Source organism: Streptomyces albireticuli, assembly GCF_002192455.1.
Taxonomy (GTDB): domain Bacteria; phylum Actinomycetota; class Actinomycetes; order Streptomycetales; family Streptomycetaceae; genus Streptomyces; species Streptomyces albireticuli_B.
The window spans coordinates 5,094,774-5,115,564 of the sequence record NZ_CP021744.1 but is presented as its reverse complement, the minus strand read 5'-3'; the positions used below and the strand labels follow the sequence as shown (position 1 = coordinate 5,115,564).

Below are 20,791 nucleotides of genomic sequence, written 5' to 3'. Positions count from 1 at the left end.
GCGGCACCGGCACGGGACGACGGGCACCACCGTTACGGACACGTCCGCGGCACGGCCGCGGACAGGAGAGGGGATCGATGGCGGTCGCGGGATCCACCGGACCGGCCCTTAGCCGCGAGGAGGTGGACCGTGCGCTGGCGAGGCTCGGCGCGGAGCACGAGGCCGTGGAGTCCTCGCTGCTCGCCCTCCAGGACCACGCCGGCCGTCGCCTCCTGGAGGGCGCGGAACTCACCGGCGCGACCAGGAGCCGGTGGGCCGTCGCCGAACAGCTCATCACCCGGCTGTGGGCGTACTTCGACGCGTACACCTCCGCCCTGACCGCGGCGCGGGCGCTGCGCGGCAGACGCCGCTGGCCCACCCAGGGTGAGCTGTCCGAGCTCACCGAGCTGCTGCGCGGCAGCGGCGTCACGCTGGCCGGCGCGGGACACCTGCCCACCGCGGCCGGGGGCTCCCCGGCGGGCCCGGCCGCCCGGCTCAGCGAGCGGCTCAGCCTCCAGGAGCTCCTCGAACGGATGAACGGCTGGTACGCCGAGGCGCTCGACGTGGTCGTCACCGCCGACGCCGTCTGGTCGGCGCTGCCCGCCCGGATCGACCTGCTCGCCGCCGAGCTCCAGCGCACCCGCTCGCTCGCCCACTCGGTGGGCGTGCGCCCCGGTGAGCACCCCTCAGGGGACGACCTGGAGCGCATCACCGAGGAACTGACGGCGCTGCGCACCGAGGTGATATCCGATCCGCTCGCCTTCTGGGCAGGCGCCTCGCCCAGCTCCGCGCCGGGCGGCGGCCGCCCCGACACCGGCCGCTACGACCGCGCCGCCCGCGCCCTGGAGGACGTCCGCCGCGAGGTCGAGGCCGTCCTGGACGTCCGGCAGGACGCCGAGCAGCGGCTGATGCGGGTGCGCGACGTCCTCTCCCGCGCGGACCGCACGCTCAACGAGGCCCGCCAGGCGCGGACCGAGGTCCTCTCCAAGATCGCCGCATCGGTGGTGCCGGCCGTCTCCGGCCCGCCGACCGAGCTCTACGAACAGCTGTCGGCCGCGGCGGACCACCGCAGACACGCCCGGTGGCACCGGCTCTCGCCGCTCCTGGAGGACCTGGAGCGGCGCGCCGAGGAGGAGTTGCTGCGCGCCCGTGACTCGCTGACGGCCGTCACGGCGCCGCTGGCCGTCCGGGCCGAGCTGCGCGGCCGGCTGGACGCGTACCGCGCGAAGGCCTCCCGGCACGGCTTCGCGGAGGACACCTTCCTCGTCGAGCGCCACGACGTGGCGCGCCGCATGCTGTGGAGCGCGCCGTGCGACCTGATGGCCGCCGAGCAGGCCGTCCTGCGCTATCAGCAGGCGCTGGCGGAGGCACTCGCCCCGCCGTCCGCGACCGGGCCCTCGGTGCCCGTCGACCGTAGGGGGAACCATGAGTGAGGCGGCCTGCCAGCGGCAGGGCTGCGGCGGCACGTACGAGGACGTCGGGGGCGGCGAGCTGTACTGCGACACCTGCGGGCTCGCGCCCGTGGTGTCGCCGGGCGGGATGCTGTCCTCGCCGGCCACGGGCGTCGCGGCCTCCGCCCGGACCCGCGTGTCGGGGGGTACGTACGCGCCCGCCGCGGCGCCCCCGCCCGCCCCGTCACCCCGGCCGGCCCCGGCGAGCCCGGCGCCTTCGGGATCGGGCTCCGCGGGATCGGGGTCCTCGGGGTCCGCGGGGTCCTCGGGGTCCGCAGGGTCCTCCTCCCGCTCGTCGGGCTCCTCGTCCCGGCCGTCGTCCCGGTCCTCGTCCTCGCGCCGGTCGGTGTCGGGGCGGCTGTCGGCCGGCGGCGCGGGCTCCACGGGCCCGGGGTCCCGCTCGGTGTCGGTGCGCAGCTCGCACTCGACGTCCGCGCCCTCCTCCGGGCGCGGCCGGCTGGGCGCCGGACTGGTCTCGGTGCCGGAGGTGCCGCGCCCCGACCCGCGCGCGGCGGTGCTGGAGAACCCCGAGGTGCCCGAGCGGAAGCGATTCTGTAGCAAGGGCGACTGCGGCGCCCCGGTGGGCAGGGCGCGCGGCGACCGGCCGGGGCGCACGGAAGGCTTCTGCACCAAGTGCGGGCACCCGTACTCCTTCGTGCCCAAGCTGCGCCGGGGCGACGTGGTGCACGGGCAGTACGAGGTGGCGGGCTGTCTCGCGCACGGCGGCCTCGGCTGGATCTATCTGGCCGTCGACCGCGCCGTGTCCGACCGCTGGGTGGTCCTCAAGGGCCTGCTGGACACCGGTGACGAGGACGCGCTGGCGGTCGCCGTCTCCGAGCGGCGCTTCCTCGCCGAGATCGAGCACTCCAACATCGTCCGCATCTACAACTTCGTCGAGCACCTCGACCAGCGGACCGGCAGCCTCGACGGCTACATCGTGATGGAGTACGTCGGCGGCAAGTCCCTCAAGGAGATCGCCAATGAACGGCGGCTCCCGGACGGCCGGCGGGACCCGCTGCCGGTCGAGCAGGCGTGCGCCTACGGCATCGAGGCCCTGGAGGCCCTCGGCCACCTGCACAGCCGCAATCTGCTGTACTGCGACTTCAAGGTCGACAACGCCATCCAGCAGCACGACCAGCTCAAGCTCATCGACATGGGCGCGGTCCGGCGGATGGACGACGACGAGAGCGCGATCTACGGCACGGTCGGCTACCAGGCCCCCGAGGTCGCGGACATCGGCCCGTCCGTCGCCTCCGACCTCTACACCGTGGCCCGCACGCTCGCCGTGCTCACCTTCGACTTCCAGGGCTACACCAACGTCTTCGCGACCGGGCTCCCGGAGCCGGAGCACGTCGAGGTCTTCACGCGGTACGAGTCCTTCTACCGCTTCCTGGTGCGGGCCACGGACCCGGACCCGGGCCGGCGGTTCGCGTCCGCGCAGGAGATGGCGGAGCAGCTGACGGGGGTGCTGCGGGAGGTCGTGGCGCTCCAGACGGGCCGGCCGCGGCCCGCGCTGTCCACGCTGTTCGGCCCGGAGCTGCGGGTCGTCGACAGCAAGCTGTTCGCGGAGACGGGCGGCGAGCCGTCCGCGCCGGGCGGCGGAGCGGGCTCCCGCAAGGCGCTGCCGGCGGCGCGGGCGGCGGTGCCCGCCCAGCTGCCCCGGGGCGGCGCGGCGACGGCCCCACTCACCCGGCCGGGGCGTACGGGCCCGGCCGTCGCCGCGCTCGACACCCCCGCCACGGCCCTCGCCCTGCCCGTGCCGCTCGTCGACCCGGCCGACCCCAACGCGGGCTTCCTCGCGGGCCTGCTCGCCTCCCGGCCCGCCGAGGTGTACGCGGCGCTCCAGGGGGCACCCGCCGAATCGCTGGAGCTGCGGCTGCGCCGGATACGGGCGCAGCTGGAACTGGGCGAGGAGGTCCAGGCGTCCAAGGCGATAGAGAGCCTGGAGGCCGCGCACCCGGACGACTGGCGGATCGTCTGGTACCGCGGTCTGTACGCCCTGGCCTCCGGTGACCACGGGACCGCCGCCCTCGCCTTCGACGCCGTCTACGACGCGTTCCCGGGCGAGCCCGCGCCGAAGCTGGCGCTGGGCGTGTGCGCCGAGGTGCTGGGCCAGCTCGACAACGCCGCCGACTACTACCACCTGGTGTGGGCGACGGACCCGAGCTATGTGAGCGCCGCGTTCGGGCTGGCCCGGGTGCGGCTGGCGGCCGGCGACCGCACGGGGGCGGTCGAGGCCCTGGAGTCCGTACCGGAGGCGTCCATCCACTACACGGCGGCGCGGGTCGCGGCGGTACGGGCGAGGCTGCGGCAGCGCTCGCCGGAGGAGCCGCTGCTGGCCGACCTGCTGGCCGCCGCCGGCCAGGTGGAGCGGCTCACGGAGTTCGGACTGGACGCGGTGCGCCGGGAGCGGCTGTCGACGGAGGTGCTGGGATGCGCGCTGGACTGGGTGCTCTCGGGCGCGCGGGGCGCGGCCGGGCCGCCGGGCACGGCGGCCGCTGCCACACTGCTCGGCAGCGGCCTGGAGGAGCGCGGGCTGCGCTTCGGGCTGGAGCGCTCGTACCGCGTGCTGGCACGGCTCGCCCAGCGCGGCGAGGAACGGATCGAACTGGTGGAGCGGGCCAACCGTTTCCGCCCCAGGACATGGGTGTGATCGATGTCGCAACTGCCGCGACCCCCACAGCTGACGGCCTGTCCCGTCTGCCACGAGCCGCTGGAGCCGGGTGACAATTTCTGCGGCGGCTGCGGCGCCGACCTTTCGGCGCCCCGGCCCGGCGAGCGGTTCCCGGCGCCCTCCGGCACACCGGCGGCGGCGCCCCGCCCGCCGCGCGGCCCGGCCGCCGCCGGGCCGCCGCCGGGCACCGACGCCTCCGGCACCCCCGACCCGCGCGACCCCCGCGCGTTCGGCGGGGTGCCCGCGCAGTCGGCGCACGGCGCCCTGGGGGACCGGCCGCGGCCGGACGGCGGTCACCCCGTGGTGAACGGCACCGGCCGCACCTGCGGGGCGTGCCGATCCGGCATGATCGACAAAGACGGGTACTGCGAACACTGCGGACATGCACAACCGCGCGAACGGGATCACATGGAGCACCAGTTGCCAGGCGTCGCGGCGGTCAGCGACCGCGGACTGCGCCACCACCGGAACGAGGACGCCTACGCGGTGTCCACCGTGCCTCTCGCGGACGGTGGCCCGGCCACCGTCGCCGTCGTCAGTGACGGCGTGTCCTCCGCGACCCGGCCCGACGAGGCCTCGGCCGCCGCCTGCGCCGCCGCGCGCGAGACGCTGGTGACGGCGCTCCCGCGGGGCACGGACCCGCGGCAGGCCACGCACGACGCGATCGTCCGGGCCGCGGAGGCCGTCACCTCGCTCGCGACGCCGCCGGCGCCCGCGAACGAGCCGCGCCAGCACGAGACGCACCGCCAGGAGAACGCCCCGGCCTGCACCATCGTGACGGCCGTCGTCACCGGCGACCTGCTGACGGTCGGCTGGATCGGCGACAGCCGCGCCTACTGGGTGCCGGAGGACCGCGCCACCCAGCCCGCCCGGCTCACCGAGGACGACTCCTGGGCCGCCCAGATGGTCGCGGCGGGCCTGCTGTCGGAGGCCGAGGCGTACGCGGACGAGCGCGCCCACGCGATCACGGGCTGGCTGGGCGCGGACGCGTACGAGGTCGACCCGCACACCGCGTCGTTCCACCCCGACCGCAAGGGCGTGGTCATCGTCTGCACCGACGGGCTGTGGAACTACGCCGAGTCCGCCGAGCGGATGGCCGAGATCACTCCGCCGGACGCCCGCTCCCGCCCTCTGGAATGCGCACGGCAGTTGCTGGCCCACGCCCTGGACGGCGGGGGCCACGACAACGTAACAGTGGCCGTACTGCCGTTCCCCCTGCCGCCCGAGGGGGCAGGATCGGCCTGACGGCCGCCGTCCGGGCGCGCCGACGGGGGGATACACGGGTGTCACGCTCGGCACCACGTGCTCTTCCGCCCTGTCCGGCCGCCCGGGCGCGCCTCGTACGCCCCAGTGCCCGACGACAGTCACCGAGGAGCCGAACAGATGGCCAACTTCGCCAAGCCGAGCGTGCCCCGCTTCGCGGTCGAGGTGTACCAGAACGCGCACCTGCCCGAGGGCGGCCGTGAGGTGAACGCGATCGTGACGGTCACCGCCACCGGCGGCGGCACCACCGGGGAGACGCCCCTGGTGCCCCACCAGTCCACGGCGGGCGGCGGGCGGCCCGCCGCGCCGGACGCGGCCGTGGTCGTCATGGTCGACTGCTCGGGCTCGATGGAGTATCCGCCCACCAAGATGCGCAACGCCCGGGACGCCACGGCGGCCGCCATCGACACCCTGCGCGACGGCGTGGCCTTCGCGGTGGTGGCCGGCACCCACCAGGCCAAGGAGGCCTATCCGGGCGGCGGCCGGCTGGCGGTCGCCGACGCCACCACCCGGCACCAGGCCAAGGAGGCGCTGCGCAAGCTCACCCCGGGCGGCGGCACCGCCATCGGCACCTGGCTGCGCCTGGCCGACCGGCTGTTCGCCTCCTCGGACGTGTCGATACGGCACGGGATCCTGCTGACCGACGGCCGCAACGAGCACGAGGAGCCGGAGGCGCTGCGGACCACGCTGAACGCCTGCGCGGGCCGGTTCACCTGTGACGCCCGGGGCGTGGGGACGGACTGGGAGGTCAAGGAGGTCACCGGCATCGCCTCGGCGCTGCTGGGCACCGCCGACATCGTCGCCGATCCGGCCGGGCTGGCCGCGGACTTCACCCGGATGATGGAGTCCACGATGGGCAAGGAGGTCGCGGACGTGGCGCTGCGGCTGTGGACCCCGCAGGGCGCCGAGGTGCGGTACGTCAAGCAGGTCGCGCCGTCCATGGAGGAACTGACCGGCCGGCGGGTGGAGTCGGGGCCGCGCACGGGCGACTACCCCACGGGCTCGTGGGGCGACGAGTCGCGCGACTACCACGTGTGCGTGCGGGTGCCGGGCGCCGCGGTGGGCGAGGAGATGCTGGCCGCCCGGGTCTCGCTGGTCCTGCCCGCGCCGGACGGCGGCCCGCCGCAGGTGCTCTCGCAGGGGCTGGTCCGGGCGGTGTGGACGGACGACCTGGCCGCGTCGACGTCCATCAACCCCCAGGTCGCCCACTACACCGGGCAGGCCGAGCTGGCCCAGGTCATCCAGCAGGGCCTGGACCTGCGCAGGTCGGGGGACGTGGACGGGGCGACGGCGAAGCTGGGGCGGGCCGTGCAGCTGGCGAACCGCTCCGGCAACGAGGACACCGCGAAACTCCTCGCCAAGGTGGTGGACGTGGTGGACGCCGCGACCGGTACTGTGCGGCTGAAGGCGAAGGTCTCCGCGGAGGCGCAGATGACGCTCGAAACGCGTTCGACGAAGACCGTGCGCGTGAAGAAGTAGCTCCATCGCTCCACCGCCGCTCCACCGCTCCACGACCGGAAGACTTCGCGGTACCTGCGGCGCGAGCCCGACGACGAACGGCACACGAGGGGGAATCAACCGACATGCCGACCTGCCCGAACGGCCACCAGTCGGCGGCCGACGACTGGTGCGAGGTGTGCGGCCACCGGATGTCGGCGACCGCCCCGGGCGCCGTCCCCCCGCCGCCCCCGCCCGCCGGCCCGCCGCTGAGCACGCCCGGCGGCTACGGCTTCGGCGACCCGACCGTCCAGGCCGAGCTGTGCCCGCGGTGCCGCACGCCCCGCGAGGCGCAGGCGCCCTTCTGCGAGGAGTGCCGCCACAATTTCGCGGCCCCGCCGGGTGGTTCCTTCGGGCCGCCCCCGGTGTCGCAGCCGCAGGGCCTCCAGTCGGCGCCGCCGCCCCCGCCGCAGCACACCCAGCCGCCGCAGTCGTACGAGTACTACGGCTCGCGGCCGTCCCGGATCAACCGGCCGGCCGAGCCGCTCACCCCGCAGACCCACCCGCCGTCGCCGTCCTACGGCGACGACGCCGGGGACGACTGGCTGCTGTCCCCGCCGAGCGCCGGCCAGGCGCCGCCCCCGCCCCCGTCCGCGCCGCAGTACCCGTACGAGCCGCACACGGCGGAGGGCGTGCCCTCGGGCGTGCCGCCGCAGGCCGCGCCGCCCGTCCAGCCGGCCGGCTGGGTCGCGGTGATCGCGCCGGACCGTGAGTACTTCATGGCGATGATGAACCGCAGCGGCCCCGAGGCCGCCGGGCTCAACCTCCCGGCGTACTCCCCCGAGCTGCAACTGCCGCTCGCCGGCCACCAGGTGACCGTGGGCCGCCGCCGGCACAGCACGGGCGAGTCCCCGGACATCGACCTGTCCCGGCCGCCGGAGGACCCGGGCGTCTCGCACCAGCACGCCATGTTCGTCCAGCAGCCGGACGGCAGCTGGGCGGTCGTGGACCAGGACTCCACCAACGGCACCACGATCAACGGCTCGGAGGACCCGATCCAGCCGTATGTGCCGGTGCCGCTGAGCGAGGGCGACCGGGTGCACGTGGGCGCCTGGACGACGATCACCCTGCGCCGAGGCTGACCGAGGAGGGCGGCCCGTATGGCGGCGCCCCCCGCACCCGGTCAGTCGGCGGGCCCGTCCAGCGGCCAGCGCCAGGGGCTGCGCGGGGTGTCCAGCCAGGCCCACTGGCGCCCGTCGGCCACGGTCACGCCGAAGCGCTCGCGCGGCGGGCGGCCCTCGTCGCGCCAGAAGGCGAGGGCGTCGGCCGGGTCCAGCCGCCCGGCGGTCAGCGCCAGCAGGAACCGGAATCGATCATTCCGGAGCAGTCCGCAGGGGATGCCGCCGGTGCCGTACGAAGGCGGCGCCGGTGCCGGGACACCGCCCCGCAGCGGTACGAAGTAGGCGGGCGTCCGCAGGAACCGGCCCTCCGCGTGCGTGGCGTCCCTGACCCGCAGCGCGATCAGACCGGTGGCGAGCGGGGCGAGGATCAGCGCGTTCGGGCTGCTCTGCGCGAGCCAGGAGGGCGGTACGGACGGGAGGGCGCACGTCGCCATCGTCCGGTCGAAGGGGGCGCGGGAGGGACAGCCGAGCGCCCCGTCGCCGGTGACGACCGTGGGGTGGAAGCCGGCCTCCGCGAGATGGGCGCGGGCGGCGTCGGTGATCTCCGCGTCGAGGTCCACGGTGGTGACGGCGTCGTCGCCGAGCCGGTGCGCGAGCAGCGCCGCGTTGTAGCCGGTGCCGGCGCCGATCTCCAGGACCCGGTGGCCGTCGTGGACGTCCAGGGCCGCCAGCATCATGGCCATCAGGGACGGCTGACTGCTGGAGGAGATCAGCTCCCCGTCCCGGAGGTGGGTGGCCAGCGGCTCGTCCGCGTAGGCCCCGGTCAGCCAGGCGGCACGGCCGCGGGGGTCGGGGTCGTCGCGCGAGAGCCGCCGGTAGCCGCCGGGGATCCCCGCGTAATAGGCGGGGACGAACAGCTCCCTCGGCACCTCCGCGAAGGCGGCCCGCCACCGGGGGTCGCCGAGCTCCCCCTCGGCCTGGAGTCTTTCGACCAGCCGCTCCCGCAGGTCCGCGCTCAGCTCGCCCATGACTCCACTGTGCGCCGCCGCGGCGCGTCGCGCGAAGTACCGGAGGTCCTGGACCGCCGGTCCTCGGCCGGTCGGTCTGAGACCATGGAAGGGTGAACAAGATTCCGCGCGGCACGCTTCAGGAGCAGACCTTCTACGAGCAGGTCGGCGGCGAGGAGACCTTCCGGCGCCTGGTCCACCGCTTCTACCAGGGGGTCGCCGAGGATCCCCTGCTGCGGCCGATGTACCCGGAGGAGGACCTCGGCCCCGCCGAGGAGCGCCTGGTGCTCTTCCTCATGCAGTACTGGGGCGGCCCCCGCACCTACAGCGACAACCGCGGCCACCCCCGGCTGCGGATGCGGCACGCGCCGTTCACGGTGGACCGGGCCGCGCACGACGCGTGGCTGCGGCACATGAAGGTGGCGGTCGACGAGCTGGAGCTGGCTCCGGCGCACGCGGAGCAGCTGTGGAACTACCTGACGTACGCGGCGGCGTCGATGGTGAACACACCGGGCTGAGCGGTATCGACCGGGCCGGCGGAAAATCCAGCCCGTCCGGCGCTTGAGGACCGGGGTCCGGGGCGGAGCCCCGGTTTCGGGAAGGGGCGGGGCTGGGGAAAGGGCCCCGCAGGGCGGTACCCGCCCGAGTCAGGCCGGCGTGACCGTAAGCCCCGTGACCCCACCCACACGCACCGCCACCGACCCGTACGGCGTGCGCAACCGCAGCCATCCCCCCGCCGCGAACAGCGTCAGCGGCTCGGGGGCCAGCGCGACGCCCCCGCCGGCCCGGGCCGCCTGCCGGACGACCGTGCCCGAGGGCAGCGGCCGCAGGAAGCCCAGCGACTGCGCCGCGTGCACCGCGCGCAGCGGCAGGCCCGTCTCCCCCAGCGTGCGGGACCAGATCTCGCGGCCGATGCGGTCGCGCTCACCGCGCGTGCGGTGCTGCTCGGGCAGTGCCTCGTCCCGCGCGCGGAACTCCGCCACGGCGGCGGCGACGGCGCCCCGCGCGGCGGTCACGTCGGGCAGGCCCTCGACGCGCTGCCAACCGCCGCGCGGCGGCAGCACTCCGGCCCAGGGCGGGCCGGTGACGGCGTCGGGGACGGTGATCTCCAGCCCACCGGAGGCCGTGCGGCCCGCGGTGTCCAGGGCGTCGGCGAGCTGACCCGCCGAGACCGTGGTGTCGAACGGTGTGTCCCCGGCGTCCCCGGCCAGCCGCGCGGTGCGGATGGCGAGGACCTCGAAGGACGGCGGGCGGCCGAAGACGGCGAGCACACCGCCGCCGGCCTGGAGCCGGACGGCGGCGGCACGGTCGTAGTGGATCAGCCGGGCCAGGAAGGCGACCAGGTCGGCCGCCTCCCCGGCGTCGGCGAAACCCAGCCGCTGCCCGTACGGAGCCCGGTGCGCCGTCATGCGGCGACGGCCCCCTTCGCGGGCGTGCCCGGCTCCTCCTGGCCTTCCCGGCCGGCGTCGTCCTGGAAGTCCGCCAGGAACATCCGCTCCTCGGCGGTGATCCGGCGGGGCCGGCCGGCCTCGAAGTCGTAGGGCACGACGACGGTGGAGGCCCGGACGTAGATCTGCTCCTCGTCCTTCACCTCGTAGGCGACGGTCAGGGAGGCCGCGCCCACCTTCGTCACCCACGTCTCCACGGTCACCGGCGCATGCCGGTGGACCAGGGGGCGCAGATAGTCGATCTCGTGCCGGGCCACGACGGACCCGCCCTGGAACGACGTGCTGCCCTCCCCCGGCGCCAGCCGGAACATGAAGTCGATCCGCGCCTCTTCGAGGTACCGGATGAAGACCGCGTTGTTCACATGGCCGAAGGCGTCCATGTCCGACCAGCGCAGGGGGCAGGAGTAGAGGTGGCGCGCCACGGTCAGCCCCGGGTGAGCTTCTTGTACGTGGCGCGGTGCGGACGGGAGGCGTCCGGGCCGAGGCGCTCGATCTTGTTCTTCTCGTAGGACTCGAAGTTGCCCTCGAACCAGAACCACTTGGAGTCGCCCTCGTAGGCCAGGATGTGCGTGGCCACCCGGTCCAGGAACCAGCGGTCGTGGGAGACGACCACAGCGGCACCGGGGAAGTCGAGCAGGGCGTTCTCGAGGGAGGACAGGGTCTCGACGTCGAGGTCGTTGGTCGGCTCGTCGAGGAGGAGCAGGTTGCCGCCCTGCTTGAGGGTGAGCGCGAGGTTCAGGCGGTTGCGCTCACCACCGGAGAGGACCCCGGCCGGCTTCTGCTGGTCCGGGCCCTTGAAGCCGAACGCGGAGACGTAGGCGCGGGACGGCATCTCGACGTGGCCGACGTTGATGTAGTCCAGCTCGTCGGAGACGACGGCCCACAGCGTCTTCTTGGGGTCGATGTTGGCGCGGCTCTGGTCGACGTACGAGATCTTGACGGTCTCGCCGACCTTGATCGAACCGCCGTCCGGGGTCTCCAGACCCTGGATCATCTTGAACAGCGTGGTCTTGCCGGCGCCGTTCGGGCCGATGACGCCCACGATGCCGTTGCGCGGCAGGGTGAAGGACAGGTCGTCGATCAGGACCTTCTCGCCGAAGGCCTTGGAGAGGTTGTTGACCTCGACGACGATGGAGCCCAGGCGCGGGCCCGGCGGGATCTGGATCTCCTCGAAGTCCAGCTTCCGCATCTTGTCGGCCTCGGCGGCCATCTCCTCGTAGCGAGCGAGACGGGCCTTGGACTTGGCCTGACGGCCCTTGGCGTTGGAGCGGACCCACTCCAGCTCTTCCTTGAGCCGCTTGGCGCGCTTGGCGTCCTTCTGGCCCTCGACCTTCAGACGGGCCTGCTTGCTCTCCAGGTACGTGGAGTAGTTGCCCTCGTAGGCGAGCGCGCGGCCGCGGTCGAGCTCCAGGATCCACTCGGCGACGTTGTCGAGGAAGTAGCGGTCGTGGGTGATCGCCACGACGGTGCCCGCGTACTTCGAGAGGTGCTGCTCCAGCCAGTTGACCGACTCGGCGTCGAGGTGGTTGGTGGGCTCGTCGAGCAGCAGCAGGTCGGGGGCCTCCAGCAGCAGCTTGCAGAGCGCGACACGGCGCTTCTCGCCACCGGAGAGGTTGTTGACCGGCCAGTCGCCGGGCGGGCAGCCCAGGGCGTCCATGGCCTGCTCCAGCTGGGCGTCGAGGTCCCAGGCGTTGGCGTGGTCCAGCTCCTCCTGGAGCTTGCCCATCTCGTCGAGCAGGGCGTCGGAGTAGTCCGTCGCCATCAGCTCGGCGATCTCGTTGAAGCGGTTGAGCTTCCCCTTGATCTCCGCGACGCCGTCCTCGACGTTCTCCAGGACGGTCTTGGACTCGTCGAGCTTCGGCTCCTGCATGAGGATGCCGACGGTGTAGCCCGGCGACAGGAACGCGTCACCGTTCGACGGCTGCTCCAGACCGGCCATGATCTTGAGGACGGTGGACTTACCGGCACCGTTGGGGCCGACCACACCGATCTTCGCACCGGGCAGGAAGCTCAGCGTCACGTCATCGAGGATGACCTTGTCGCCGTGCGCCTTGCGCGTCTTGCGCATGGTGTAGATGTACTCAGCCAAGAGAAACCGTCCGGCAATCGAGAAGGGCCAATGTGCGGCTCCGCCGCGTGAGGGCAGATACACCCCATCTTGCCGCACCGGTACCCCTTGACGGAAACGGGTTGGCCGACGATCTCGCTCCGGTCCGGGCCCCGCGGCCGCCTGTCCGGGGCGGCTCGCGGTGACCGGAGGCGGCCGGGGGGCGGCCGGAGACGGCGGCCGCGAGCCGGTGATCAGCGGATTCGATCACCGGCCCCGCCCGAGGACGCCCGGGGTCACTCCCCGGAGGCCGCCTTCTCCCGGCGCAGGAGGTAGACCGCGCCGCTGCCGACGACGATCAGGGCGATCGCTATTCCGGTGAACGTGGGGTTGGCGTTGCCACCGCCCGTGACCGCGAGGTCACCGTCCACGGAGGCGTTGACGGTGCCCTTGCCCGTGCCGCCCGTCGAGGCCGGGCTCATCCGGGAGGCGAGGGTGGCCTTGGTGCCGGCCCCGCCGCCGTCGGTGGTGGCGGCCGCGCCGGTCTCCGCCGTCGCGCAGTCCAGGATCCCGGAGAAGGTCCGGGCGAGCCCGTGCGGTCCCCTGATCGTGAACTTGTAGGCCTGGTCCTCGGCCACCTTCACGAAGATCGTCTCCGTCCGGCCGGCCGGGACGGTGTGCTTCGCTCCGTCGAGCTCGAAGGTGTAGGGGGCGTCGCCCTGGTTGTCGGCGGTGACCTCCACGCCGCCCTTGGCGCAGTTCTTCCGGGCGGAGAGGGCCGGGATGGCGCCCTTCGTCGCCCAGGTGGCCGTGGCGGAGGCCGAGACCGTGCTCTCGCTGGAGCCGGCCAGGATCTGGGTCTGCGTCGTGGTGTGGTCGCCGATGAAGACCCGGCCGACCGGGACCTTGGTGGCGGCCATGGCCCGCAGGGCCAGGGAGCCGTCGCGGACGCCCGGCCGCACGTCGAAGAAGAGCTCGCCGCCGTCGCGCGTGGAGGTGACCGGCTTGCCGTCCTTGTCGACGATCCGCACGCCCTTGGCGGCGGCCTCACCGGAGGGGCTGACGGTGACGCTGCTCGCGTTGGTGTGGACGGTGACCGGGCCGAGCTTCTGGCCGGACCGCCCGGAGACCGCCGGCGGGGTCAGCCTGAGCGACGCCTCGGGCTCGTCGGTGTCGCGGGCGTTCTTGTAGAGGTAGTCGGCGAGCTTCTCGGCGGCGGGGTCCTTGGCGTCGACCTCGACGCCGTCGGAGTAGCGCCAGATGGCGACCTGGGTGCCGGCGGCGGCCGTATCGGCGTTCAGCGCGCCCGTGTCGGCGTCCTTGGCGAGCGCGGCGAGGTCGTTCACCTGGGGGTAGGAGTGCTGGAGGATCCAGCGGATCTTCCCGGCGTTCTTGTTGGCGTGCAGGGACGACTCGCCCCAGCCCACCTCCTTGTACCGCGCGCCGTCCACCGTGTTGGTGAGTATGTCGACGCAGTAGGTCTGGAGCGAGCCGCCGCCGTCGACCTTCATCTCGAACAGACCGGCCGTCATCTCCCCGGTCTTGCGCCGGTCGTGCACGACGGCGCCGGATCCCGCGGTGATCCTGCCGAGCGTGGCGGTGACCCCGCCGGGGCTCTGCGGCGCGTCGTCCGCCACCGCCGGTCCCCCCGCGGCTATCGTGCCTACCGCGGCCAGGCCCGACACCAGCGCCGCTGCGGCACAGCGGACAGCCCTCCGCCTCATGACAGAAATCATCGATTTCCTTCCGGGCGATCGCAGAACCATGTCGATGCGCCTCGCCAGCGAACTCAAAACTCAGACGCCCCCGTTGCCACGTGCTGCGAACGTGATCTTAAAGAGCGAGCTGGTGATCATCCCCACTCAGGGCACTGCTCAACCGATCCGAATCGGAATCGTTACCCTCACACGCCACCTGACCTGGCATTATCGATAAATCACTGGGGCAAATCCCCCATTTCAAGCCGGTTCGACGACCGGTTCCGAGGCCGGTCGCGGGGCTCGTTCCGGGGGCGGCTCTACGTCCTGTTCCGGGGGCCGCCGCGATGCGCGTTCCGCCGCTCCTGCCGACGCCGTGGCGGTCACGCGCTCCGGTACTCGCTCCGGCACCGCCGCCACCATCCGCACCGGTTCGATCGGCAGCGGCCTGGACGGCGACACCCTGCGGAAGGCCGAGGTGCCCCGGGCGAGGTCATGGCCGATCGACGCGGCGTCGATGTCCGCCGACAGCCACCGCCGGTCCCCGTCCTCCCGCTCCTGGATCCGCAACTTCCCGCGCACGATGACCGGTTCGCCGATGCCGACGGACGCCACCACGTTCTCCGCGAGCGCCCGCCAGGCCCACACCGTGTAGAAGCTGGTGTAGGCGTCCGCCCACTCCTCCTTGCCGCGGTCCCAGCGGCGCACCGTCGCCGCCAGCCGGAACCGTGAGACGGCCGAGCCGTTCGCCGCCTCCCTGAAGTCGGGCTGCGTCGCGACGTTTCCCACGACCGTCACCACTGTCTCGTTCATTCCGGACCGCCTCCCCCGCTGCTCCGCGCCACGCGCCGCCGCGCTGACGTGAGCTCATGCTGCCTTCCTCGCCGGGAGTTCGCCGGGCCCTGTGGACGCGCGGGCGGTTGTGGACAACGCGGCCCCCCACAGGGGTCTCACCCACCGCCCCTCGGCTCAGGCCCCGCCCGCCGCGATCACGAACTGGGCCCGTACCTCCCGGTACCGCAGGAGCTCCGCCGCGACCGGCTCCAGCACCCGCTCCCGCCCGCAGCCGGCCGCCACGCTCCGCAGCCGGCGCTCCGTCTCCAGCCCGTGCCGCCGCGCCGGCCCGCGCGCCACCACCCGGCACCCCCACTCCAGCGCGGGGCCGCCCGCCCCGCCGCCCGTGAGGACCAGCCCGGCGATCCACCACTCCCCGGCGCACATCCCGAACAGGGTCCCCAGCAACCACGCGGTCCCCAGCAGTTGCAGCGCCGAGAGCACCCACTGGGCGGTCGCGGCCACGGCCCACCAGCCCGGCCGCACCACCCGGGGCGCCCCACCGCCCCGGGTGCGCCACACGCCCGTACGCCCGGAGCCCGTGCCTCCAGGGCCGCCGCGCGCCGCGGACGCACGTGCTCCGCGGCCCCGTCCCACCGCGGCCGAACCGCCCGCCATCAGGGCTCCCGCCGCCGCGTCGAGCGCGTCGGCCAGCCCTTCCGCACCGCGCCCGGCCGCCTCGCGCACGGCCCGCGCCCAGGGGTCGGGCAGCCCGGCGGAGGCCTCGTACGCGAGGGTCCGTACGGCCTGCTCCACGAGCGGGCGGGAGACGGTGCGGCGCGAGGACGGCTCATGGCTGAGGACCGGCGCGGCGGGCCGGGGGACGGGGGTCTCCCGCCCGGCGACGGGGTCCGGGAAGGTGTCGGGCAAGGGCCCGGCGGCGTGCCCCGGGCCCGTACGCGCCCCGGTGCCCGCGTCCGTACGGGCCTCCGTGCCCGTACCCGTCGCGGGGCCGCCCGACGGGCCGCCGCCCCAGGCCGCCCGCCGCCGCCCGTACCAGCGCAGCGCCACCGTCCACGGCGTCCCGCAGGCCCGTCCGGCGTCCCGCAGCCACGCGCGTTCCGCCGCCAGGCCGGTCGCCTGGGCGCCGACGGCCTCGGCCAGCCGGTCCTCGAACTCCTGGCGCGCGCGGTCCGTCAGGCCGGGCCGCCCGTCGGCCACGTACGCGGGCCGCAGCCGCGCCGAGACGCCGTCGACGTCGGCGATCAGCCGCCGCTCCGCGACCGACCTGGCGGCGGTGAACTGCGCGAGCGTCTCGCGGAGTTCACCGAGGCCCTTGCCGGTCAGGGCGGACAGGGCGAGCACGGTGGCGCCCGGCTCGCCGTGCTCGCCGAGCGCCAGGCCGTCCTCGTCGAGCAGTCTCCGCAGGTCGTCCAGCACCTGGTCGGCGGCGTCCTCCGACAGCCGGTCGATCTGGTTGAGGACGACGAAGGTCACCTCGGCGTACCCGGCGAGCGGCCGCAGGTAGCGCTCGTGGAGCACCGCGTCCGCGTACTTCTCCGGGTCCACCACCCAGATCACGGCGTCCACCAGGGCCAGCAGCCGGTCGACCTGTTCGCGGTGGCCGGCCGACGCCGAGTCGTGGTCGGGCAGGTCGAGCAGGACGAGCCCGTGCAGCCCCGGGTCGTACGGGCGGACGGGCTGTCTCCGCGACCTGGGCGGGATGCCGAGCCGGTCCAGGAGCCCGTCGGCCCGGTCGGCCCGGTCCGTCCAGGCGCAGGCGATCGGGGCGGACGTGGTCGGCCTGCGCACACCGGTGTCGGAGAGCTGGGTGCGCGCGAGGGCGTTGAACAGGGTGGACTTGCCGCTGCCCGTGGCACCCGCGAGCGCGACGACCGTAAGGTCGAGCGAAAGCCGCTGACGTGCGGCGGCCTCCTCCAGGACACGGCCGGCCTCGGCGAGCGTCCGCCGGTCCAGACGGGCTCCGGAGAGCCCTACGAGCTCGCGCAGGGCGTCCAGGCGCGGCCGCAGGACGGTGCCGAGACGGGGGCCCGCGGAGCGGGGGTCGAAGGCGGCCTGCGGGCGCGGGGGCGCGCTCACCGGGGGCTGTGCCTCCGCCTGCCGGGGCGGGCGTTCCGGGCGGGCGCGGCGGGCGATCAGCCCGTCGTCCCAGGCGCGGTGGAGGGCTTCGGCGTCGAGGCCGGGGCGGCGGTCCTCGGCTCCTCCGGGCTCGGCGGGGTGCTCACGCGGGCGGCGGGGTTCCTCGGCGGCCCGGCGCTCGGACCGGCCGCCGGGGCCGTCGTCCCCATGGCCGTCGGCACGGTCGCCGGTCCGGCCGTCGGCGTGGGCGGCGGCACGGGTGCCGGCACCGCCGTCGGCGGGACCGGCCGCGGATCCGGCCGTGCGGCTGTCGGCTACGTCCACGTCGTGGCTGTCGGCCTGGGGCACGGTGGTCACCTCTCCCTCTGAAATACGGACAGGGCGGCGATGAGGTCGACCTGATGATCGGGGGTGACGTCGAAGGCTTCGAGGGGCGCGGCGCGGCGGTCCCGTTCGGCGTCGAGGACGTGCTCGACGCAGTCGGCGAGGAGCCGTCGGCCGCGGTCGCGGAGCCGCAGGACGCCCTGGGCGCCGAGGGCTTCGGCGAGGCCCTCGCCGGCCTCGCCGCGGGCCCGGCGGCCGCCGAGGAGGGAGACGGCGAGCAGCGCGCCGATCCGGTCGGGGTCGACGCCCGCGCCCCGCTCGGCCGCCCGCACCTCCTCCTCCGCGATCTCCTCCAGGCAGCGCCGCCAGCGCCGTACGGCCACGCCGATCCGGCCGGCGGCGCCGTCCGGGTCGCGCGGGGCGAGCACGGTCCCGGCGGCCGGGTCCCCGGCGGAGCAGGTCGCGATGTCCTCGTCGGCGGCGGCGACCGCGCAGCTCAGCAGGGCCGCGAGGGAGCCGGTGAGCGCGGTGAGCAGCTCGTCCGCGGTGCTGTCGTGCGGGTGGCCGCGCCAGTGGGTGAGGGCGTCGCCGGCCAGCACCTCGCCCGCGGTGATCTCCCGCCCCACGCGGTCGGAGGCGCGCCCGTACGCGTCCTCGACGCGCTGGAGCAGCCTTACGGAGGCGGCGTGCTGCATCGCCGCGGCGGCGGCCAGGGCGGGCAGGCGGGAGCGGAGCGAGGCGAGGAGCCCGGCGACCGTACGGGCGGAGGCGACGGTGCGGGCTGCGGGGTCCTGGGCGCGCTGGTCGAGCCAGGCGCGCAGCCCCGCGACGGCGGTGGCGGGCAGCAGTCCGCTGCCGCCGCCCGCGGACTCGGGGAGTTCGGGGATGGTGAAGCTCGGCACGTCGTCGAGGCCCGCGGCCGCGAGCAGCGCCGCGTAGTGCCGGGACACCTCCAGGGCGACCTGGTGCGGGACCCGGTCGAGGACGGTGACGAGGGTGACGTCGTACTCCTTGGCGGTGCGCAGCAGGTGCCAGGGCACCGCATCGGCGTACCGGGTGGCGGTGGTGACGAGTACCCAGATGTCGGCGGCGCAGATCAGCTCGGCCGCGAGCTCGCGGTTGCGCGCGACGAGGGAGTCGACGTCGGGGGCGTCGAGGAGGGCGAGTCCGCGCGGGAGGGTGCGGTCGGTCTCGATGCGCAGCGCGGGGAGTTCGCCGCCCGCGTCGTCCGTGTCCGCGTCGAGGTCCGTGTCGAGGCCGTTCCCCTCACCGCCGTCGGCCTCCCCGGCCGCGTGCGGCTCGGGGACCGTCTCCTGGACGGGCACCCAGACCCTGCGGAGCTCGGGCAGCACCCGGGTGCCGGCGAACCAGTGGTGGTCGTCGGGGTGGCAGACCAGCACTGGCGTACGGGTCGTCGGCCGTAGGACCCCCGCCTCAGTGACCCGCCGGCCCACCAGGGAGTTCACCAAGGTGGACTTGCCGGCTCCGGTGGAGCCCCCGACCACCGCGAGCAGTGGGGCTTCGGGGGCGCACAACCGGGGCACCAAGTAGTCATCGAGTTGCGCCAGGAGTTCGGCGCGGTTTCGCCGGGCGCGGGCGGCGCCGGGAAGGGGGAGCGGGAAGCGCGCGGCTTCGACACGATCACGCAGTGCGGTCAGCGCGTCGAGCAGCCGGGGCCGTACGTCCAAGGTCGCCACAGGTGCAGAATGCCCAATTCTGTGGTGATTTTGAAGCGTATGCCCCGTGGCGCGCGAGGCGTGGCGAATGTTGCTCAGGCATAACGAGTACACAACACCCGTCGCCTGATGCGTAAAAAACGATGCAAGATTCGTACCTGCCTGCGATTATCAGGACCGCTTCACCAAACCTCCACATCGTGGCACGGAGGTGAAGCAACCGGGACGAGGTGAGCGGAGCCCTATCCTTGTCCCCGGCAAGGTCACGGCACCACCGAGCCCGGGGCTTCAGCCGTCCGCGACCGCCGCACGTACCGGCCCCCGTAGCTCAGTGGATAGAGCAGGCGCCTTCTAAGCGCTTGGCCGCAGGTTCGAGTCCTGCCGGGGGCGCTCGCTCCGCACCGCACGCCCCTCCCTGCCGGGAGGGGCGTTTTCGCGTGGCCCTTCCAGGTCGGGCGCCATGGCGGGCGGCTTCCGTCTCGCACCCGTCCATGCCGGCCGCACCCCGAGTGGACGGCTCGGTCGCTGCCCGCGACACGGGCCGGCCGTCATGGCGTCAACCTCTGCGCATGAGGCAGAAGTTGCCGCTACCGGTCGATGCAGAGCTCGCGCACCAGGCGGAGGGCCCAGTACACGCCTGTGGCGAGAGAAGCCCACAGTCGAGCCGCCTGATGCACATTCCGGCCGTACCGGCGCGGAGACCTCCGACGATGACACCTCATTTGCGCCCCCTTCTCAGGGGTTTCCCCAGGGACTTCCTGGGACCCCGTCGACGAGGGCCCAGACAGATCAGGCTTCGGACGAATGAGGCCCGGCCCTCAAGGGTCTGACACATCAGATTAGACTGTAGAAAATCCCTTTTGGTCGGAAAAGACACGCAAACGCACCGTTCAGTACGCTGAGTTGGCGCAACCCACCAGGAAGTCTTCCAGCCCGCAGAGCTCCGGAAGCCGGCCGGCATGCGCGACGAGGCGGGGCGGAGCAAGGGGGCCGACACCCCTCCGCACCACCACATGGCACCACATGACACCAGGTGGTGCCATGTGATGCCAGCCGGCACCCCCAGCGCCCCGTGAGCACACACGACGCCATCTCCATCCAGGTGGCCCCACGCACGTTTTCGCAGGTAGAGCGAGTTTCTGCCCGTCCGCCCCGCCCAAGGCTCCTCCGGGGTTTGCGCATGGCGCCATAGTGGTGCCATGATGACGTCATGGACCTCACCCCGTATGTCGACACCCTCCGCCGTGAACTCGCGGTGGCCGCCGAGGCAGGCGGCGACGAAGCGCGCGAGCTGGCCGAGCGGCTCCTCGCTCCTCTGGAGTCGGCGACCCGGCTGACCATGCTCAACGTGCTCTCCGCCGCGATGGACGAGATCACCCGTGAACTCGCCCCCGGCTCGGTCGACGTACGGCTGCGCGGGCTGGACCCCGACTTCGTGGTGACGCCACCGCCCACCGACGGTGGTGCCACCACGGAGCCGGTCGCGCCCGCCGAACCGCTCAAGGCCCCGGCCGACGGCGACGAGGGCGGCACCGCCCGCGTCAATCTGCGGCTGCCGGCCCACCTCAAGACCCGCGCCGAGGAGGCCGCGAGCCGTGAGGGGTTGTCGGTCAACGCGTGGCTGGTACGCGCCGTTTCGGCCGCGGTCGACGGCGGCAACCGGCCGCGTGCGGCGGAGAAGGCCCGGACCGTCGGACAGAGCTTCACGGGCTGGGTGCGCTAGCGCCACCCCGCCCGCACCACTTCACCCACACACGTCCCACCAGCGGGGACGCCCCAAGGACTCACGAGGA

The 20,791-nt window shown here is 74.1% G+C and carries 15 protein-coding genes and 1 tRNA gene; 8 read left to right on the top strand and 8 right to left on the bottom strand.

Features of this window, described 5'->3' with window-relative positions; genetic code table 11:
* Positions 1 to 77: 77 nt before the first annotated feature.
* From SMD11_RS22070 to SMD11_RS22050, 5 genes are all read left to right on the top strand, one after another.
* A complete protein-coding gene (locus SMD11_RS22070; protein WP_087928083.1) occupies positions 78 to 1,412 on the top strand; it encodes a hypothetical protein in 1,335 nt (444 codons plus the stop codon).
* A complete protein-coding gene (locus tag SMD11_RS22065; protein WP_087928082.1) occupies positions 1,405 to 4,083 on the top strand; it encodes a serine/threonine-protein kinase in 2,679 nt (892 codons plus the stop codon). The genes SMD11_RS22070 and SMD11_RS22065 overlap by 8 nt, the downstream gene beginning before the upstream one ends.
* Before the next feature lie 3 nt (positions 4,084 to 4,086).
* On the top strand, positions 4,087 to 5,349 hold the full coding sequence (locus SMD11_RS22060) for a protein phosphatase 2C domain-containing protein (protein ID WP_087928081.1): 1,263 nt from the start codon (positions 4,087 to 4,089) through the stop codon (positions 5,347 to 5,349).
* 138 nt (positions 5,350 to 5,487) lie between these two features.
* Entirely contained in the window at positions 5,488 to 6,846 is a 1,359-nt protein-coding gene (locus SMD11_RS22055) for a vWA domain-containing protein (protein ID WP_087928080.1), read from the top strand.
* 104 nt (positions 6,847 to 6,950) lie between these two features.
* Positions 6,951 to 7,946 carry an FHA domain-containing protein gene (locus tag SMD11_RS22050; RefSeq protein WP_087928079.1) on the top strand — a complete coding sequence of 332 codons (996 nt, stop codon included), beginning with the start codon at positions 6,951 to 6,953 and terminating at the stop codon, positions 7,944 to 7,946.
* A gap of 41 nt (positions 7,947 to 7,987) precedes the next feature.
* Here SMD11_RS22050 and SMD11_RS22045 read toward each other — a convergent pair whose 3' ends face one another.
* On the bottom strand, positions 7,988 to 8,953 hold the full coding sequence (locus tag SMD11_RS22045; protein WP_087928078.1) for a methyltransferase domain-containing protein: 966 nt from the start codon (positions 8,951 to 8,953) through the stop codon (positions 7,988 to 7,990).
* A gap of 92 nt (positions 8,954 to 9,045) precedes the next feature.
* Here SMD11_RS22045 and SMD11_RS22040 point away from each other — a divergent pair, with 92 nt between their 5' ends.
* The gene (locus SMD11_RS22040) at positions 9,046 to 9,450 is read left to right on the top strand and encodes a globin (protein ID WP_087928077.1); all 405 of its coding nucleotides are present in this window, start codon (positions 9,046 to 9,048) and stop codon (positions 9,448 to 9,450) included.
* Positions 9,451 to 9,579: 129 nt separating this feature from the next.
* Here the strand turns inward: SMD11_RS22040 and SMD11_RS22035 are convergent, their stop codons facing one another.
* The 7 genes from SMD11_RS22035 to SMD11_RS36500 form a co-directional block, all read right to left on the bottom strand.
* Positions 9,580 to 10,341 (bottom strand): hypothetical protein, encoded by a 762-nt coding sequence (locus SMD11_RS22035; RefSeq protein ID WP_087928076.1) that lies wholly within the window; start codon positions 10,339 to 10,341, stop codon positions 9,580 to 9,582.
* Complete coding sequence (locus tag SMD11_RS22030) at positions 10,338 to 10,802, bottom strand: acyl-CoA thioesterase (protein WP_087928075.1); 465 nt, start codon at positions 10,800 to 10,802, stop codon at positions 10,338 to 10,340. The genes SMD11_RS22035 and SMD11_RS22030 overlap by 4 nt, the downstream gene beginning before the upstream one ends.
* Before the next feature lie 2 nt (positions 10,803 to 10,804).
* Positions 10,805 to 12,469 (bottom strand): energy-dependent translational throttle protein EttA, encoded by a 1,665-nt coding sequence (ettA, locus tag SMD11_RS22025; RefSeq protein ID WP_087928074.1) that lies wholly within the window; start codon positions 12,467 to 12,469, stop codon positions 10,805 to 10,807.
* Positions 12,470 to 12,723: 254 nt separating this feature from the next.
* Positions 12,724 to 14,163 (bottom strand): Cys-Gln thioester bond-forming surface protein, encoded by a 1,440-nt coding sequence (locus SMD11_RS22020; protein ID WP_087928073.1) that lies wholly within the window; start codon positions 14,161 to 14,163, stop codon positions 12,724 to 12,726.
* Between the two features lie 222 nt (positions 14,164 to 14,385).
* Positions 14,386 to 14,937: a single-stranded DNA-binding protein gene (locus SMD11_RS22015; RefSeq protein ID WP_087928072.1), complete on the bottom strand. Its 552-nt coding sequence runs from the start codon at positions 14,935 to 14,937 to the stop codon at positions 14,386 to 14,388.
* A 156-nt stretch (positions 14,938 to 15,093) separates the two neighbouring features.
* A complete protein-coding gene (locus SMD11_RS22010; RefSeq protein WP_324614762.1) occupies positions 15,094 to 17,355 on the bottom strand; it encodes a YfjP family GTPase in 2,262 nt (753 codons plus the stop codon).
* Positions 17,352 to 19,010, bottom strand: a complete 1,659-nt coding sequence (locus SMD11_RS36500) for a dynamin family protein (RefSeq protein ID WP_087930664.1) — start codon at positions 19,008 to 19,010, stop codon at positions 17,352 to 17,354. Before SMD11_RS36500 ends, SMD11_RS22010 begins: the two co-directional genes overlap by 4 nt.
* 305 nt (positions 19,011 to 19,315) lie before the next feature.
* Here SMD11_RS36500 and SMD11_RS22000 point away from each other — a divergent pair.
* Together SMD11_RS22000 and SMD11_RS21995 are read left to right on the top strand one after the other, a co-directional pair.
* A tRNA-Arg gene (locus SMD11_RS22000) sits at positions 19,316 to 19,388 on the top strand.
* Between the two features lie 820 nt (positions 19,389 to 20,208).
* Positions 20,209 to 20,721: a hypothetical protein gene (locus tag SMD11_RS21995; RefSeq protein WP_087928071.1), complete on the top strand. Its 513-nt coding sequence runs from the start codon at positions 20,209 to 20,211 to the stop codon at positions 20,719 to 20,721.
* Positions 20,722 to 20,791 lie beyond the last annotated feature (70 nt).